Raw genomic sequence first — 15,315 nt, 5'->3', positions numbered from 1 at the left:
GTGGCGGCGGGGCCTCGGGGCGGGGTCTGTTATTTCCCCGGCGCGGGGGGGGGGGGGGGGGCGCGCGCCGGGGGGGGGGCGGGGGGGCCCCCCCCCCCCCCCCCCCCCCCCCCACGCCGCGCGGGACAGGCCTCAACGGTCCGACTTGGGGCGGACGTCGATCATCAGACTCACCGCGAAGGCGCCTACCAGCAGCACCCCGCCCAGAATCGTCAGGCCGGTGTCGCCGAACAGGCCGGCCTTGAGGGCCCCCACCAGGACCGCGAGTGCGAGGACGACGCCGACCGCGATCTTCCAGTCGTCGCCGACGATGAAGTCGTACCAGAACTGGCCGAAGGACTTGAGGTGCTTCATCGAACCGTCTCCTTACCGAGGGCCGCGGCCGCGGCGCCGGCGGCCTGCGGGGTCGTGCCCGGGGTGCGCAGCGCGGCCACGAACAGCCGGCTGAGCAGGAACCACACCACCAGCAGGCCGAGGATCGCGAAGTCGCTGCCCGGCCAGTCCAGGCTCTCCCGGCCGGACCGGAACAGGCCCACGCCCTCGACGGCCCAGAAGGTGCCGAACGAGGCGAGCAGCAGCCCCACGCCGTACTTGAGCAGGTTCTCGTCGATCATCGACAGCGGGCGGCGCACGGCGAAGGCGATGCCGAGCACGATGACCACCGCGGCGACCGCGCCGAGGCTGGCGGCCGGCACGTTGTTCGCGTTGAGGCCGAAGGTGATCACGATGAACACCACCTCCATGCCCTCCAGGAAGGTGCCCTTGAAGGACACCATGAAGGAGAACATGTCGAACGGGCCGTCCTTGCGGCCGGCCGCCTTGGCGGCGTCGACCTCCTTCTTGTAGATCGCGTCCTCGTCATGGATGGCCTTGCGGCCGGACGAGCGCAGGATCGCCTTGCGCAGCCACTGCAGGCCGAAGCTCAACAGCAGCCCGCCGATGATCAGTTGCAGCGCGGCCTCGGGGAACCAGCGCCCCAGGGCGTAGCCGGCGATCGACGTCACCACGGCCAGCAGGGCGAGGGCGGCGGCGACCCCGGTGAGCGCGGAGCGCCAGCTCCGGGTGAAGCCCATCGCCATGACGATCGTCGTCGCTTCGACCATCTCGACGAAGCAGGCGACGAACGTGGCGACGACGAGGCCCCAGGTTGCGGCAGTCACGGAATCTCCTCTCTCGGTGTGCGGTACTAAGAAGCAACATCTGTTTCAAGAAACGCTAGTTACGTGTAACAAATGTTGTCAAGAGATGGTGGGTGCCGTTCTCCCGGCGGGCGGCGAGGCGGGTGCGGGAGGGGGCACGAAGGGGCGGGGGAACGCAGTCGGCCGCACGGACCGGGCCCGTGCGGCCGACTGCGTCCGGACCGCGCGGTCCGGCGGTATGCGTCTGCGGCTCAGCGCATCCCGCTCGTGACGGCCGCCGCGGAGGCGGAGCGGCCGGGGGCGGGCTGCGAGGTGCGCTTGCCGCGCACCGGGATGCACAGCGGCTTCCCGCTCACCGGGTGCTCCATCACGCGTGACTCCACATGGAAGACGTGCTGGATCAACTCCGGTGTCAGCACGTCCTTCGGCTCCCCTTCGGCGACGAGCTTGCCGGCGGACATCACGAAGATGTGGTCGGCGTACTCGGCCGCCATGTTGAAGTCGTGCAGCACCATGGCGACGGTGGTGCCGTGGTCCTTGTTGAGGGCGGCCAGCAGGTCCAGGACCTCCAACTGGTAGGCGACGTCGAGGTACGTGGTGGGCTCGTCGAGCAGGATGATGTCCGTCTCCTGCGCCAGGCACAGCGCGATCCACACCCGCTGGCGCTGCCCGCCGGAGAGCTGGTCGACATGCATGTCCCGCATGTCCGCGACGCCGGTCACCGTCATCGCCCACTCCACCGCCTCGCGGTCCCGCTCGCCGGGGACCTTCAGCGACGAGCGGTGCGGATGCCGGCCGAACCACACCAGGTCCTCGATCGTGATCCCCTCGGGCGCCGACAGCACCTGGGGCAGGATGGCCAGCCTGCGCGCCACCTCCCGGGTCGGGGTGTCCTGGATGGACTTCCCGTCCAGCACGACCTGGCCGGCCCGTGGCGGCAGCAACCGGGCCAGCGACCGCAACGCGGTGCTCTTGCCGCACCCGTTGGGGCCGATGAGGACGCTCACCTTGCCGTCGGGGACGGACAGCGTGAGATCCTCCGCGATCAACCGGGTGTCGTAGGCGAGGTTGACGCCTTGCGCCTGCAGTCTCATCGAACTCTCCCTATTTCCCGGCTATTTCCCGGTCTTGACCAGCAGGTAGAGGAAGTACGGGCCGCCGATCACGGCGGTCACCACGCCCGCGGGCACCTCCAGCGGCGGGTCGACGCCGCGGCCGACGGTGTCGGCGACGAGCATCAGCAGCACGCCGATCATCGAGGCCGCCGCGAGCGACACCAGATGCCGGCCGCCCACCAGGCGCCGGGCGATGTGGGGCGCGATGAGCCCCACGAAGCCGACCGTGCCGGAGACCGCCACGCAGACGCTGGCCAGCGCCACCGCCAGCAGCAGCAGGAGGCGCCGGGTGCTCTCGACCGGCTCGCCCAGTCCCATGGCCATGTCGTCGCCGAGGCCGAGCACGTCCAGCCGGCGGGCCAGCAGCAGCACGAGCGGGACCAGCACGACGACCCACGGCAGCGCCATCACCACGGTGTCCATGGTCCGGCCGAAGAGGCTGCCGGTGAGCCAGATCAGGGACGCGTTCACGTCCAGCGGGTACTTGACCAGCAGATAGCGGATCAGCGCCTCGAAGGTGGCGCTCACCGCGATGCCCACGAGTGCCAGGCGCACCGGTGAGACCCCGCGCCGGTAGGCGAACATGTAGACCAGGCCCGCTCCGGCCAGGCCGCCCGCGAACGCGGCGACCGGCACCATCGAGGCGGAGGCCGAGGGGACGGTGAGCACCAGCAGCATGCCGGCGAAGCCGGCGCCCTTGGTCACGCCGATGATGTCGGGCGCGGCCAGCGGATTGCGCACCACGCCCTGCATGACGCCGCCGGAGACCGCGAGCCCCATGCCGACGATCCAGCACAGCAGGACCCGCGGCAACTGGAAGTCGAGCACGACCTGGGCGCCGTCGGTGCTGCGGTCGCCGGTCAGGGCGCGCAGCACGTCGGACAGGGGGATCGAGGTCGCCCCGATCATGAGGCTGACCACGCTCGCCGCGAGGGCGAGCACCAGCAGGCCGCCGACCAGGGTCCAGGGTCTGCGCGCGAGCAGCGCGGTACGTCGGACGGGCTGTCCCAGCGCGATGTTGACGGTCATGTCCGTGCCTTTTGCCGACGGGCCAGGTAGATGAAGATCGGGGCGCCCACCAGCGCGGTGACCACGCCGGTCGGCACTTCGTAGGGCGGGTTGACGTAGCGCGAGCCGATGTCCGCGTACACGGTGATCGCCGCGCCGGTCAGGGCCGAAAGGGGCACCACGATCACGTGGTTGGAGCCGACCAGCCGGCGGACGATGTGCGGGGCGATCAGCCCGACGAACGCGATCGGCCCGGCCACCGCGACCGTCGCGCCGCACAGCACGATCACCGTCACCGCGCCCAGCGCCCGGGTGCGTTCCACGTTCTGGCCGAGCCCGCGCGCCATGTCCTCGCCCAGGGCGAGGATGTTGAGCGAGCGGGCCAGGGCCATCGCGCCGGCGAGACCGGCCAGGGACCACGGCAGCGCGGTCGTGACGTCGTGCCACTGGGCGAAGTTGACCCCGCCCACCAGCCAGAAGAGCACCGACTGGGTGTCGTTCTCGTGGAAGATCACCAGCACCTGGGTCAGCGACACCAGCAGGGTGCTCGCGGTCACCCCGGCGAGGGCGAGCCGGACCGGGCTCACCTTGCCCGAGCCCATCCCGGCCAGGGCCATGACCGTGAAGCCCGCCGCGGCGGCGCCCACGAACGCCAGCAGGATCGTCGGCGCGCCCGCGATCGACGGCAGGACGGTGATCGCGGTGACCACGACCACCGCCGCACCCGCGTTCACGCCCATGATGTCCGGCGAGGCGACCGGGTTCGCCGTGATCGCCTGCATCAGGGTGCCGGCCGCCGCGAGGTTCGCGCCGACGAGCGCGGCCAGCAGGATCCGCGGCATGCGGATGGTCCGGACGATCTCCTGCGCGGGGGAGTCGGCGGAGAACCAGGACCGCAGCACCGTCCCCCAGCCGATGTGCTCGCTGCCCAGGGACAGGCCCCACAGGGTTCCCACGACCAGGACTCCGGCGCACACCAGGGCGACGAGTGCCGCCGTGCCGTGGTGGGTTCGCGCGGGCGGCGGCGCGGGCGAGCCGCCCGTGGCCGGCTCGGTGGAGACGGTCGACGTCGTCATCACTTCCCCGTCAGGTCCTTGATCGCCTCACGGGCGATCAGCTCCGCGGCCGCGGTGCCCCGGGACTTGGACCACACGTTGCCGTCCACGGAGAAGTCCGCGTTGCCCTTCACCGCGGGGATGGACTTCCACAGGCTGCTGCTCTGCCACTGGTCGGAGAGCGTCTTGGCGGTGTTGTGCGCGACGAACATCACGTCCGGCGCGGTGGTGACCATGGTCTCCAGGGTCATCCCCACGCTCACGTCGCTCGTCGACGAAGGGGTCGTGTCCAGCCCGAGATAGCCGAGCACCGCCGTGGCGAAGCCGCGCGGGGTGTAGGCGCTGAACGCCTTCTCGGAGGCGACCGCGAACATCACCTTGCCCTTGCCACCGGCCGGCAGCTCGCTCTTGAGCTGGTCCATCACCTTCTTGTGCGCGGCGAGCGCGGTGCTCATCCGGTCGCAGGCGTTGACGGCCAGGCCGATCTGCTGCTCGCTGACGAGGGTCTCGTCGTAGTCCGCGACGCTGCTGGGCAGGGAGATGGTGGTGGCGATCGACTCCAGCTGCTTCTCGACGGCGGAGTCGCGCTTGGGGTCGGCGATGATGAGGTCGGGCTTGAGGGACTTGATGACCTGCAGGTTGGGGGACTGGCGCAGCCCCACCGAGGTGTAGTGGTCGATCTTCTGCCGCACCGGGTCGATGATCCGCTTCGGGTCGCCGTCGTCGGCGATGCCGACGGGCGTGATGCCGACGTTGGCCAGGGCGTCGACGAAGGAGAACTCCAGGGCGACCACGCGCTTGGGTGTCCCGGTGACGGTGACCGGGCCGTTGTCGCCCTGGACGACGCGGCTGTCCTTGCCGCACGAACCGAGGTCGACGGCGGCGGTGGCGGGGGTCTTGGCGACGGCCTTCCGGCCGTCGGGGGCGGCTCCGGTGCCCTTGGCGGCCGACCCGGCCGTGCCGCCGCAGGCGGCGCTCATCAGCGCGAACGCGAGTACGGTGCAGGCAGCGGCGGCGGGACGTCTGGCGGTACGCAGGCCAACATGACGGGACATGGAGCGCTCCTGGGGAGGGGGACTGGCACGAGGACGAACGCTGACCCGTCGTCTGATGGCGGGTTCGATACGGAGAGGACGCCTGCTGTTCGGTTGAGGGAGTGGCCGGATGAACCGGCAGTTCAGCCTCGCCGATTGGGCAGAACCGTAGTAAGTGCTACAGCAGCCGTCAATAGATGTAGTGCAAACCTTCAGGAGAGTCTCGGGATCGCCGGGCGGTCAGGCCGGGGGCGCCTCCGCCGATCCGTCGTAGAGGTTCCAGGGCAGCAACCGGTACTCGCCCTCGCACGGATTGCCCGCGAGGATGCGGTACTCACCGGACGTCAGGTCCACCAGGCTGCTCATCGTGGTCTTGTAGCGGCGCACCGGTTCGTCCCTGGGGTCGGGGTGGGCGCACACGCCGAAGGGATGGCCGAAGTGGTCGCTCATCGTCTCGGCGACGACCTTGCGCACGGCGGCGGAGCCGGCGGCGTCCCTGGCCCTCGCCAGCCCCCGCTCGATGACCGGCACCCGGAACAGGGAGTCCACGGACGAGGGGCGGTAGCTGCCGGCCAGTGACTCGGGGACGCCGTACTGGTAGTGGTTGCCGTGCACCAGCACGCCGCCGACCGGGTAGCCCCACCGGTGGTCGAGGGGTGTCGTCTCCAGATCGATCGCGACGCCGTCGCGGTGGACGATCACCAGGTTGGTGGCGATGTGCTGGCGGACGGAGAACGGTACCTGCAGCGCGTCGCGCATGGTGGCGCTCTCCAGGATCAGCCGCCGCAGGATCGGCTGCGGCAGTCCCGGGGGTGTGCCGAAGCGGCCGTCCAGGCCGTTGGCGTTGAGCGCGATGCCCGCCGCGTTGGCACCGTGCCTGCCGACCTGGCCCGCCTCCACCTGCATGATGATCGTCGGCCGTGACGGCTGGACGACCCGGACCATGACCGTGGTCGCCTCGGTGCCCTCGCGCCAGTCCCAGTTCTGCCCGCAGTAGACGTGGCCGTCGCCGGTGGCCTCCGGCAGCAGTGCGAACGCCGAGCAGCCGTCGGCCGGTTCGTCCGCGGTGTCCATGCCGACGAAGGAGCTGTCGCCGCTGCGGACGATCTCGCCGCGGGCGTTGAGCGCGAGGATGTCGTCGGCGCCGGCGTTCGCGCCTTCGGCGATGCCGTCCATCTCGTCAAGGAGGTGCGGGGCGTCGCGGGCGATGACGCCGCGCCAGGACCGGGCCCGCTGGAGGACCTCCGGCCAGTCCAGCCCCGACGACACCGCGAACGCCCGGCGGTAGTAGTCGAGCGAGGCGGCGATCTCGTCCCGGGCCGCCTCGCCGTACGCGCGGCCGCGCTCCGCGGGTGTGCCGCTGATCTCGATGAGGGGTATCGCTCGCGTCATCGTTCCTCTGCCTTCCCTGTCGCACCCGAACCGGCAGCCCGCCAAGGGCTTGTAGCGACTGCTACGGTAGCAATCCCTACGACATCGTCAATGGATTGACGTAGTTGCGACAGATAGGGATCCCCGTGCCCCGACCGGAAGGCAGACCCTGATGCCCGAGCGCACCTACACCGTCGCCGTCATCGCCGGCGACGGCATCGGACCGGAACTCGTCGAGTCGGCGCTGACCGTGCTCGACGCGGTGACCTCGACAACTCCCTTCGCCCTGCGGACGGTTGCCGTCGACGGAGGTGCGGGTACCTACCAGCGCGAGGGCGCCGCGCTGAGCGACGCGGGCCTGGCGGCGGTCCGTTCGGCCGACGCGACGCTGAAGGGCCCCGTCGGGCTGCCGCACGTGCGGATGCCCGACGGCACCGAGGCGGGACTGCTCGGCGGGATCCTGCGCAACGGCCTCGACTTGTACGCCAACGTCCGGCCCGTCACCCTGCTGCCCGGCGTCGAGTCCCGGCTGCGCGTGGAGCCCGGCGCCATCGACTACGTGATCGTCCGCGAGAACACCGAGGGCCTGTACGCCTCCCGCGGTAAGGGCGTGGGCAACGAGCGGGCCATGGCCGACACCCTGCTGGTGACCCGGGCCGGCTGCGAGCGGATCGTCCGCCACGCCTTCGACCTCGCGCTGCGGCGCTCCGGGGCACCGGCCGACGGCGTCCGCCGCGTGACGTGCGTCGACAAGGCCAACGTGCTGCGCAGCATGTACTTCTTCCGCTCGGTGTTCCTGGAGGTCGCCGAGGAGTACCCGGGAGTCGAGGCCGAGTGCCGCTACGTCGACGCGATGGCGCAGGCCCTGGTCATGGAGCCGGAGCACTTCGACGTCGTCGTCACCGAGAGCATGTTCGGGGACATCCTCAGCGACCTGGGCGGCGGCACCGTCGGCGGTGTCGCGCTCTGCCCCGGCGGCAACATCGGTGACGCACGTGCCTACTTCGAGCCCATCCACGGCAGCGCGCCCACCCTGGCCGGCCAGGACCGGGCCAACCCGCTCAGCCAGATCCTGGCCGCCGCGATGATGCTCGACCACCTCGGCGAACCGGCCGCGGGTGACCTGATCCGCGGCTCGGTCCGGACGGCCCTGGCGTCCGGGGCGATCCGGCTCCGGCGCGACGGGACCGCCGAGGGCGGCACCCGCGCCGTCACCGACGCGGTCGTCGGCGCGCTCGGCTCCTGACGGCCGCAGCGCGAACGGGCCCGGCGCGCTGTCCGCGCGAGGCGCGCCGGGCAGCCGCCACGGGCGGACCCCTGACACCCGAGGTCGCGCGGAGCGGCCCGCCGACCGCTCCCGCCGACCGCCACCCGAATCGAGGACTGCTGTGAACGCCGAACCCACACCGCCCAATCTGCTCGTCCGCCCCGGGTCCGTCACCCCCTTCGACCGCGGGAACGGCGTGCGGACCCTGCCCTACGTGGGCGTCTGGAACTGCGCGTCCGCCACCCTGACCACCGGCGTCACCGCCTTCGAGGTGGGCACCGGCCTCCCGCTGCACACCCACAACGTCGAAGAGACCGTGCTGCTCCTCGAAGGCCGGGCGACCGTGACCATGGGGGAGGAGACCTTCGCCATCGAACCCGGCACCAGCACCTGGGTGCCGGCGGGCGTTCCGCACCGCTTCGTGAACAGCGGCGACACGGTCATGCGGATCTTCTGGGTGTACGGCGGGCTGCACGTCACGCGCACGATCTGCGCCACCGGTGAGACCTTCGCGCACCTCTCGGACGGCGACCGCGGCGGTATCACGCTGTCCGGCTGACGTGCCCGTCCTCGGGCCCGAGGGCACCGCCGGGCCCGAGGACGGCCGACGCGAAGCGGCAGCCCATGCGGCGGTAGCCGGCCGCGTTGGGGTGCACTCCGTCCGGCTGGTCGCCGGCGTCCCGCGGGCCGAACAGGCGGCGCCCGTCCAGGTAGTGCAGCGCCGGATCGGTCCGGGCGCGGGACCGGACGATCGAGGACAGCGCGTCACGGACGAACGCCATCGTCAGGTCGTCCTGCGCGCACTCGCCGGGGTCGCCGGCAGGTGAGCCGTCGCCCCCGGCCGCCCGTCCGGCGGCCGGCCCGCCCTCCGCCTCCAGCGTCCGGCTGAACACCGGCGAGACCACCAGGAGCGGGGTGTCCGGGTGGCCGTCGCGCACGGTGTCGAGGAAGCCGTGGACGGCGGGGCCGAACGTGCGGGGCCTGAAGGTGCACCTGGACACCGGGTTGGCACCCAGCTCCAGGCTGATCAGGTCCGCCGGGGAGTCCCGGACCGTCCGCGCGACGTACGGGTCGAGATGGCAGTTGCCGGCCATACCGAGGTTGACCACCTCCACGCCCGCCCGTGCCGCCGCCACCACCGGCCAGGTGCCGGTCGGTGCGTCGGCCTGCGTGCAGTGGCTGATCGAACTGCCGTGGTGCACCCACACCCGCCCTCGCGCGGGGCCCGGCGGCTCGACCGCCCCATCGGCCCGCAGGGTGCGCAGCTCGCACGGGGTCTGCTGCGGCAGCCACAGGGCCAGTTCCTTCATGCCGCCGGGCAGGCCGGCGAACCGGACGGTGCCCGCGCCGCCCGGCAGCAGCCGCCCCTGGGCCCGGGAGTGGGCGAGCCGCAGGACGTTCCCGAGCGGGGCCTGCGCGCGGGCGAACGGCACCCCGTCCACCAGCAGGTCGAGCACACCGGCCGGGCCGGGCTCCGGGGCGCCGTCGAAGTGCCGCACGGTGGTGAGCAGTTCGAGTTCCAGCGCGGTGGCGTCGGTGCGCAGCACCAGCCGCACGCCGGAGGGCATCGACGCGACGAAGTCCGTGAACGCGTCCGGGTACTGGGCCCTGGTCCAGGCGGGCAGCCTGCGGGGCAGGACCCCCGATCCGCGCCGCTCCAGGTCCAGCGCGCCGCGGATCTCCACCGGCCCGCCGCACAGCGGCACGTCACGCCAGGACGCCATCCGCGCGCTCTCCCGTCCGCGCCAGGATGTCCCGCAGCACGTAGCGCATGATCCCGCCGTGCAGGTAGTACAGCCGCTCGCGCGGGGTGTCCAGGCGCACCCGGGCGGTGAACTCCCGTTGCCCGGCCCGCACGGTGACCGTCCCCGGATGGTCGTCGTCCTCCAGCCCGGCCAGCCCGAGCACGTCGTAGGTCTCGGTTCCGGTCAGCCCCAGGGAGCCGGCGGACTCGCCGTCGGTGAACTCCAGCGGGAGCACGCCCATTCCGACCAGGTTGGCACGGTGGATGCGCTCGAAGGAGCGGGCGAGCACGGCCCGCACACCGAGCAGGGCCGGGCCCTTGGCGGCCCAGTCGCGCGAGGATCCGGTCCCGTACTCGGCGCCCGCCAGGACCAGTTGCGGGATGCCGGCGGCGCGGTACGCGTACGCCGCGTCGTAGACGGTGCGCAGTTCACCGCCCGAGGTGAAGTCGCGGGTCCAGCCGCCTTCGCGGTCCCCGGCCAGTTCGTTGCGCAGCCGGAGGTTGGCGAAGGCGCCGCGGGCCATCACCTCGTGGTTGCCGCGCCGGGAGGCGTACGTGTTGACGTCCGCGCGGGCCACCCCGAGTCCGGCCAGATAGCGCCCCGCCGGGCTGCCGGGCGGGATGGCGCCGGCGGGGGAGATGTGGTCGGTGGTGACGGAGTCGCCGAGCTTGAGGAGCACCCGGGCGCCGGTGATGTCCGCGGCCGGAGCGGGCGCGGGTGCCATCCCGTCCAGGTAGGGCGGCCGGCGCAGATACGTCGACTCCTCCTGCCAGGCGAAGGTGGCGCCCACCGGGGCGTCCACCGCCCGCCACCTGCGGTCGCCGGCGAAGACGTCGGCGTAGGCGCGGGTGTACATCTCCGCGTCCAGCGTCGCGTCGATGACCTGCTGGACCTCCCGGCTGCCCGGCCAGATGTCGGCCAGCATCACCGGCCGGCCGGCCGGGTCGAACCCGAGCGGCTCCGCGGTCAGGTCCACGTCCATGGTCCCGGCGAGCGCGTAGGCCACCACCAGCGGTGGCGAGGCAAGGTAGTTCATCCGCACGTCGGGGTTGATGCGGCCGTCGAAGTTGCGGTTGCCGGACAGGACGGCCGCGGTGCCCAGGCCGTGGGCGGTGATCGCCTCGGACACCCCGGGCACGAGCGGGCCCGACGCGCCGATGCAGGTCATGCAGCCGTATCCGGTCAGGTGGAAGCCCAACTCCTCCAGATACGGGGTGAGTCCGGCCGCGTCGAAGTAGCCGGTGACGACGCGGGAGCCCAGCGACAGGCTGGTCTTGACCCACGGCCTGGTCCGCAGGCCGCGGTCCACGGCGTTCTTCGCCAGCAGCGCCGCCGCGACCATCACCGACGGGTTGGCGGTGTTGGTGCAGGAGGTGAGGGCGGCGATGACCACGCTCCCGTGGTCGAGGCGGTGTTCCGTGCCGTCGACGGTCACCGGCGCGGGGCCGCCGCCGGAATCCGGCAGCGCGGCGACCGCCGACCGGAACGAGGCGCGCGCCCGGTCCAGCGGCACCCGGTCCTGCGGGCGGCGCGGGCCGGCCAGTGACGGGACGACGTCGCCGAGATCGAGCTCGACCGTCTCGCTGTAGCGGGGCGGGCTCGCCGGATCGTGCCACAGCCCCTGCTCCTTGGCGTACGCTTCGACCAGCGCGACCTGCGCCTCGGGCCGCCCGGTGAACCGCAGGTAGCGCAGCACCTCGCCGTCGACCGGGAAGTACGCGCAGGTGGCGCCGAACTCCGGGCTCATGTTGGCGATCGTGGCCCGGTCGGCGACCGGCATGCCGGCCACCGCCGGCCCGTGCACCTCCACGAACTTCCCCACCACCTTGTGGCGGCGCAGGAGTTCGGTGAGGGTCAGCACCAGGTCGGTGGCGGTGGCGCCCTCGGCCAGCCGTCCGGTCAGGCGCAGCCCCACCACCTCGGGCACCAGCATGGAGACCGGCTGACCGAGCAGCGCCGCCTCCGCCTCGATGCCGCCGATGCCCCAGCCCAGCACGCCCAGCCCGTTCACCATCGTGGTGTGCGAGTCCGTGCCGAGGCACAGGTCGGGGAACGCCCAGCCGTCCTCGGCGGTGACCACCCGGGCCAGGCGCTCGATGTTCAGCTGGTGCATGATCCCCCGGCCGGGCGGGACCACGGCGAACCGGTCGAACGCCGACTGGCCCCAGCGCAGGAAGCGGTACCGCTCGCCGTTGCGGGCGTACTCCAGCTCCACGTTGCGTTCCCGCGCGTCCGGGCGGGCGTGGAAGTCCGCGATCACCGAGTGGTCCACGACGAGTTCGGCGGTGACGGACGGGTTGACGACGGCGGGGTCGCGGCCCAGGCCCGCGGCCGCGTCGCGCATCGCGGCCAGGTCGGCCAGCGCCGGGACGCCGTTCGTGTCGTGCAGGAACACCCGGCTCGGACGGATGTCCACCGCGGTCGCCAACGAGGCCGGCGAGCCCCAGTCCAGGAGCGCCCGGACCTGTCCGGCCCCCACCCGCCGCCCGTCCTCGTGGCGCAGCAGGTTCTCCAAAAGCACGCGCAGGCAGTGCGGAAGGCCGGGCGGGGCGAGGTCGCCGACGCGGTGGATCCGGTAGGTCTCGCCCCCCACCCGCAGTGCGGATCGGGTGCCGAAACTGTCACGACCGTGCACGGGCCCGTCGGTTGCCACCAGCCACCTCTCCCCGCCGCGCTTCCGGCGCGACCTGTCGTGCCCTCGATCTCTGTGGGTCACACTACACTCATCGACAGATTCTGTAGGCTACGCTACAGTCGCTGCCGTGGCCGCCCCGGGGCCCGCGGCCGCGCCGCACGGCCCGCCGCACCCCGACCGGTGCGCGGCCGATCCGGGCCGTGCGGGTCGAGCGGTCCTCCGCTCCGCAGTCCAGCGTCACCTCATCTCCCGCCCGTCCGCGGTCCCCCGCGGGCCGGGCCCGACGATCGGGCACAGTCATGTCGACACTCACGGGAGCCCCTCCTCCTGAACTGCACCACCAGCACCGCGATGTCACCGGGGGCTGGCTGCGTCCCGCCACCTTCGGCGTGATGGACGGGCTGGTCTCCAACTTCTCGCTGGTCGCCGGGGTGGTCGGCGGCGGCGCCTCGGCACACGCCGTGGTCCTCACCGGGCTCGCCGGGCTGGTCGCGGGCTCCTGCTCGATGGCGACCGGCGAATACACCTCGGTGTCCTCGCAGAACGAGCTGACGCACGCCGAGATCACCACCGAGCGCCGGGAGCTGTCGGTCAACGCCGAGGAGGAGGAGCGCGAACTGGCGCTGATCTACCGGGCGAAGGGCCTGCGTCCCGAACTGGCCGAGGAGGTGGCGCGGGAGCTGAGCGCCCAGCCCGACGTGGCCTGGCGGGTGCACGTGCGGGAGGAGCTCGGCGTCGACCCCGACGACCTGCCCTCGCCCTGGACGGCCGCCGCGTCGTCCTTCGTCGCCTTCGCGCTCGGCGCCCTCGTCCCGCTCGTCCCGTTCTTCCTGGGGGCGGGCAGCGTGGTCCTCGCCCTGGTGCTCAGCGCCCTCGCCCTCGTCGCGGCCGGCGGCGTCATCTCCCGGCTCACCGCCACACCGGCCTGGTTCGGCTCGTCCCGCCAGCTGCTGCTCGGCGGGATATCCGCCGCGGTGACGTACGGGGTCGGCCTGCTCGTCGGATCGGGCGTCTCATGACCGCGCCGCCGCCGTCGGACGGCCCGCCCGGCCCGGGACTGCGCACGGTCGCGCTGGTCAAACAGGTGCCCCGCGGCGACGACTTCGGCACCCTGACCACGCAGGGACGGCTGCGGCGCGACGGCCTCGGCACCGAGATGAACCCCTGGTGCCGGCGGGCGGTGACCCAGGCGGTCGCGCTGAGCGGCCTCCGCGGGCGGTCCACCGCCGTCACCATGGGACCGCCGTCCGCCGCGGCCGTCCTGCGCGAGGCCATGGCGTGCGGCGTGCACGACGCCGTGCACGTGAGCGACCCGGCGCTGGCCGGCGCCGACTGCCTGGCGACGGCCAAGGTCCTGGCGAGCACCGTCCGCGGCCTCGGCGCCGTCGACCTCGTCACGGTCGGCCGCGCCTCCGTCGACGGCAACACCGCCGTGGTCGGCGCGATGGTCGCCGAACTGCTCGGACTGCCCTTCGCCGGCCCGGTGTTGGGGATGACGGTGGAGCACGGTCCTGGCGGCGCCGTGCTGCACACCACCGTTCAGGCGGAGGGCGGCGGACGGCCGGTCAGCGTCACCCTGCCGGCGGTGGTCGCGGTGGCCGAACGCTCCTGCGATCCCGCCAAGGCGGCCGCCGACACGTGGCCGGCCGCCTCACGGGTCAGCACCGTCGACCTCGCCGGCCTCGGCTCGTCCGCCGCACCGACCAGCCCCACCCGGGTCACCGCGGTACGGGACGCGGCGCACAAGCGCGTCCCGCTCGTCCTCGACGGGCCGCTCCACGAGCAGGTGGCACGGGCGCTCGAACTGTGCGAGGAGGCCGCCCGGCCCGCACCGGCGGCCGCCGGCGCCTCTGTCGCGCCCGTGCCGCCGGCCAGGGCCCTCGGCCCCTCCGGGCGCGACGCGGGCCGGCACCGGGACATCGTCGTCCTCGCCGACGGCGCGGACCCGATCGGCGACCGGGCCCTGCTCGGCGAGGCGGCGGTGCTCGCCGCCGCGACCGGCGGCCGCGTGGTCGCGGTCGCGCCCGGCGCCGCCACCGGCACCGGCCGCTTCGCGGCCTGGGGAGCCGACGAGGTGCTGATGCTGGACGGCGGCGCGCCCAGGACCGTGGCGGCGGCACTGGCGGACCGCTGCGCCTCCCACGGCATGCCCTGGGCCGTGCTCGGATCCGCCCGCTCCACCCAGCGCGAGGTGCTGGCCAGGCTCGCCGTCCGGCTGGACGCGGGACTGCTGTCCGACCTCACCGGACTGGCGCTCGGCGCGCGGCACGATCCCGCCGGACTGGTGGGGACCAAGCCCTCGGGAAACGCGTCCGTGGCCGAGGTCGTCAGCGACAGCGCCGTCCGGATCGCGACCGTGCGCACCGGCTGCCTCGCGCTGCGCACCCCGCGGGACGCCGGCGAACTGCCCGTCCGCCGGCTCGCGGTCGGCCCCGACCCGGCCGTGCGGCTCGGCGACCCCGGCGGTGCGGTCGACTACGACGCCCTCGAACGCGCGGAGGTCGTGATCGGCGTCGGCCGCGGCGTCGACCCCGGCCGCTACGCCGAACTGCTGCCGCTGCGCCGCCTGCTGGGCGCCGAGATCGCCGCCACCCGCAAGGTCACGGACGCCGGCTGGCTGCCGCACGCCCTGCAGGTCGGCGTCACCGCCCGGGACATCGCCCCCCGGCTGTACATCGCGCTGGGGCTCTCGGGCAAGGCCAACCACATGTCCGGCGTGGGCCGGGCCGGCACCGTCCTCGCCGTCAACTCCGATGCCACCGCACCGGTCTTCGCCGCCTGCGACATCGGCATCGTCGCCGACTGGCGGCAGTTCGTGCCGCTGCTCACCGCCGAACTGGAACGCCGCGGGGCCACGGCAGGAACCCCCTGACCGGTCGGCCGCCGCGCCCCACCCACCGCCCGTCACCGCCCCGGCCCGCCCGGGCGGTGGTCCACCTTCCCGAC

The 15,315-nt window shown here is 73.1% G+C and carries 13 protein-coding genes; 4 read left to right on the top strand and 9 right to left on the bottom strand.

Translation table 11 applies throughout. From position 1 onward, the window contains the following. Nucleotides 1–132 precede the first annotated feature (132 nt). The 7 genes from ACH4TG_RS29395 to ACH4TG_RS29365 all read right to left on the bottom strand — a co-directional run bounded on the left by ACH4TG_RS29395 (nt 133) and on the right by ACH4TG_RS29365 (nt 6,743). The gene (locus ACH4TG_RS29395) at nt 133–354 is read right to left on the bottom strand and encodes a hypothetical protein (RefSeq protein ID WP_398245575.1); all 222 of its coding nucleotides are present in this window, start codon (nt 352–354) and stop codon (nt 133–135) included. After that, nucleotides 351–1,160 (bottom strand): COG4280 domain-containing protein, encoded by an 810-nt coding sequence (locus ACH4TG_RS29390; protein ID WP_398245574.1) that lies wholly within the window; start codon nt 1,158–1,160, stop codon nt 351–353. The genes ACH4TG_RS29395 and ACH4TG_RS29390 overlap by 4 nt, the downstream gene beginning before the upstream one ends. 230 nt (nt 1,161–1,390) lie before the next feature. Further along, nucleotides 1,391–2,233, bottom strand: coding sequence for an ABC transporter ATP-binding protein (locus tag ACH4TG_RS29385; RefSeq protein WP_398245573.1), 843 nt, complete (start codon nt 2,231–2,233; stop codon nt 1,391–1,393). A gap of 21 nt (nt 2,234–2,254) precedes the next feature. After that, nucleotides 2,255–3,283: a FecCD family ABC transporter permease gene (locus ACH4TG_RS29380; protein ID WP_398245572.1), complete on the bottom strand. Its 1,029-nt coding sequence runs from the start codon at nt 3,281–3,283 to the stop codon at nt 2,255–2,257. After that, nucleotides 3,280–4,338, bottom strand: coding sequence for a FecCD family ABC transporter permease (locus ACH4TG_RS29375; protein WP_398245571.1), 1,059 nt, complete (start codon nt 4,336–4,338; stop codon nt 3,280–3,282). Before ACH4TG_RS29375 ends, ACH4TG_RS29380 begins: the two co-directional genes overlap by 4 nt. Beyond that, nucleotides 4,338–5,372, bottom strand: a complete 1,035-nt coding sequence (locus ACH4TG_RS29370; protein ID WP_398245570.1) for a Fe(3+) dicitrate ABC transporter substrate-binding protein — start codon at nt 5,370–5,372, stop codon at nt 4,338–4,340. The genes ACH4TG_RS29375 and ACH4TG_RS29370 overlap by 1 nt, the downstream gene beginning before the upstream one ends. A gap of 219 nt (nt 5,373–5,591) precedes the next feature. Beyond that, the gene (locus ACH4TG_RS29365; RefSeq protein WP_398245569.1) at nt 5,592–6,743 is read right to left on the bottom strand and encodes a C45 family autoproteolytic acyltransferase/hydolase; all 1,152 of its coding nucleotides are present in this window, start codon (nt 6,741–6,743) and stop codon (nt 5,592–5,594) included. Nucleotides 6,744–6,894: 151 nt separating this feature from the next. Between ACH4TG_RS29365 and ACH4TG_RS29360 the strand changes: the two genes are divergently transcribed. Continuing rightward, complete coding sequence (locus ACH4TG_RS29360) at nt 6,895–7,968, top strand: isocitrate/isopropylmalate dehydrogenase family protein (protein ID WP_398245567.1); 1,074 nt, start codon at nt 6,895–6,897, stop codon at nt 7,966–7,968. A gap of 142 nt (nt 7,969–8,110) precedes the next feature. After that, nucleotides 8,111–8,548, top strand: coding sequence for a cupin domain-containing protein (locus tag ACH4TG_RS29355; RefSeq protein WP_398245566.1), 438 nt, complete (start codon nt 8,111–8,113; stop codon nt 8,546–8,548). Here the strand turns inward: ACH4TG_RS29355 and ACH4TG_RS29350 are convergent. Further along, entirely contained in the window at nt 8,532–9,713 is a 1,182-nt protein-coding gene (locus ACH4TG_RS29350; RefSeq protein WP_398245565.1) for a GDSL-type esterase/lipase family protein, read from the bottom strand. The two genes, ACH4TG_RS29355 and ACH4TG_RS29350, sit on opposite strands and share 17 nt — an antisense overlap. Further along, nucleotides 9,697–12,387: an aconitate hydratase AcnA gene (gene acnA / locus ACH4TG_RS29345; protein ID WP_398245564.1), complete on the bottom strand. Its 2,691-nt coding sequence runs from the start codon at nt 12,385–12,387 to the stop codon at nt 9,697–9,699. The genes ACH4TG_RS29350 and acnA overlap by 17 nt, the downstream gene beginning before the upstream one ends. A gap of 281 nt (nt 12,388–12,668) precedes the next feature. Here acnA and ACH4TG_RS29340 point away from each other — a divergent pair, with 281 nt between their 5' ends. Further along, on the top strand, nt 12,669–13,388 hold the full coding sequence (locus ACH4TG_RS29340; RefSeq protein WP_398245563.1) for a VIT1/CCC1 transporter family protein: 720 nt from the start codon (nt 12,669–12,671) through the stop codon (nt 13,386–13,388). Next, the gene (locus ACH4TG_RS29335; RefSeq protein ID WP_398245562.1) at nt 13,385–15,241 is read left to right on the top strand and encodes an FAD-binding protein; all 1,857 of its coding nucleotides are present in this window, start codon (nt 13,385–13,387) and stop codon (nt 15,239–15,241) included. Before ACH4TG_RS29340 ends, ACH4TG_RS29335 begins: the two co-directional genes overlap by 4 nt. Nucleotides 15,242–15,315: the final 74 nt, after the last annotated feature.

It is taken from the genome of Streptomyces sp. NPDC020917 (genome assembly GCF_044333795.1).
GTDB lineage: Bacteria > Actinomycetota > Actinomycetes > Streptomycetales > Streptomycetaceae > Actinacidiphila.
This window is presented reverse-complemented; position numbering and strand designations above follow the sequence as displayed.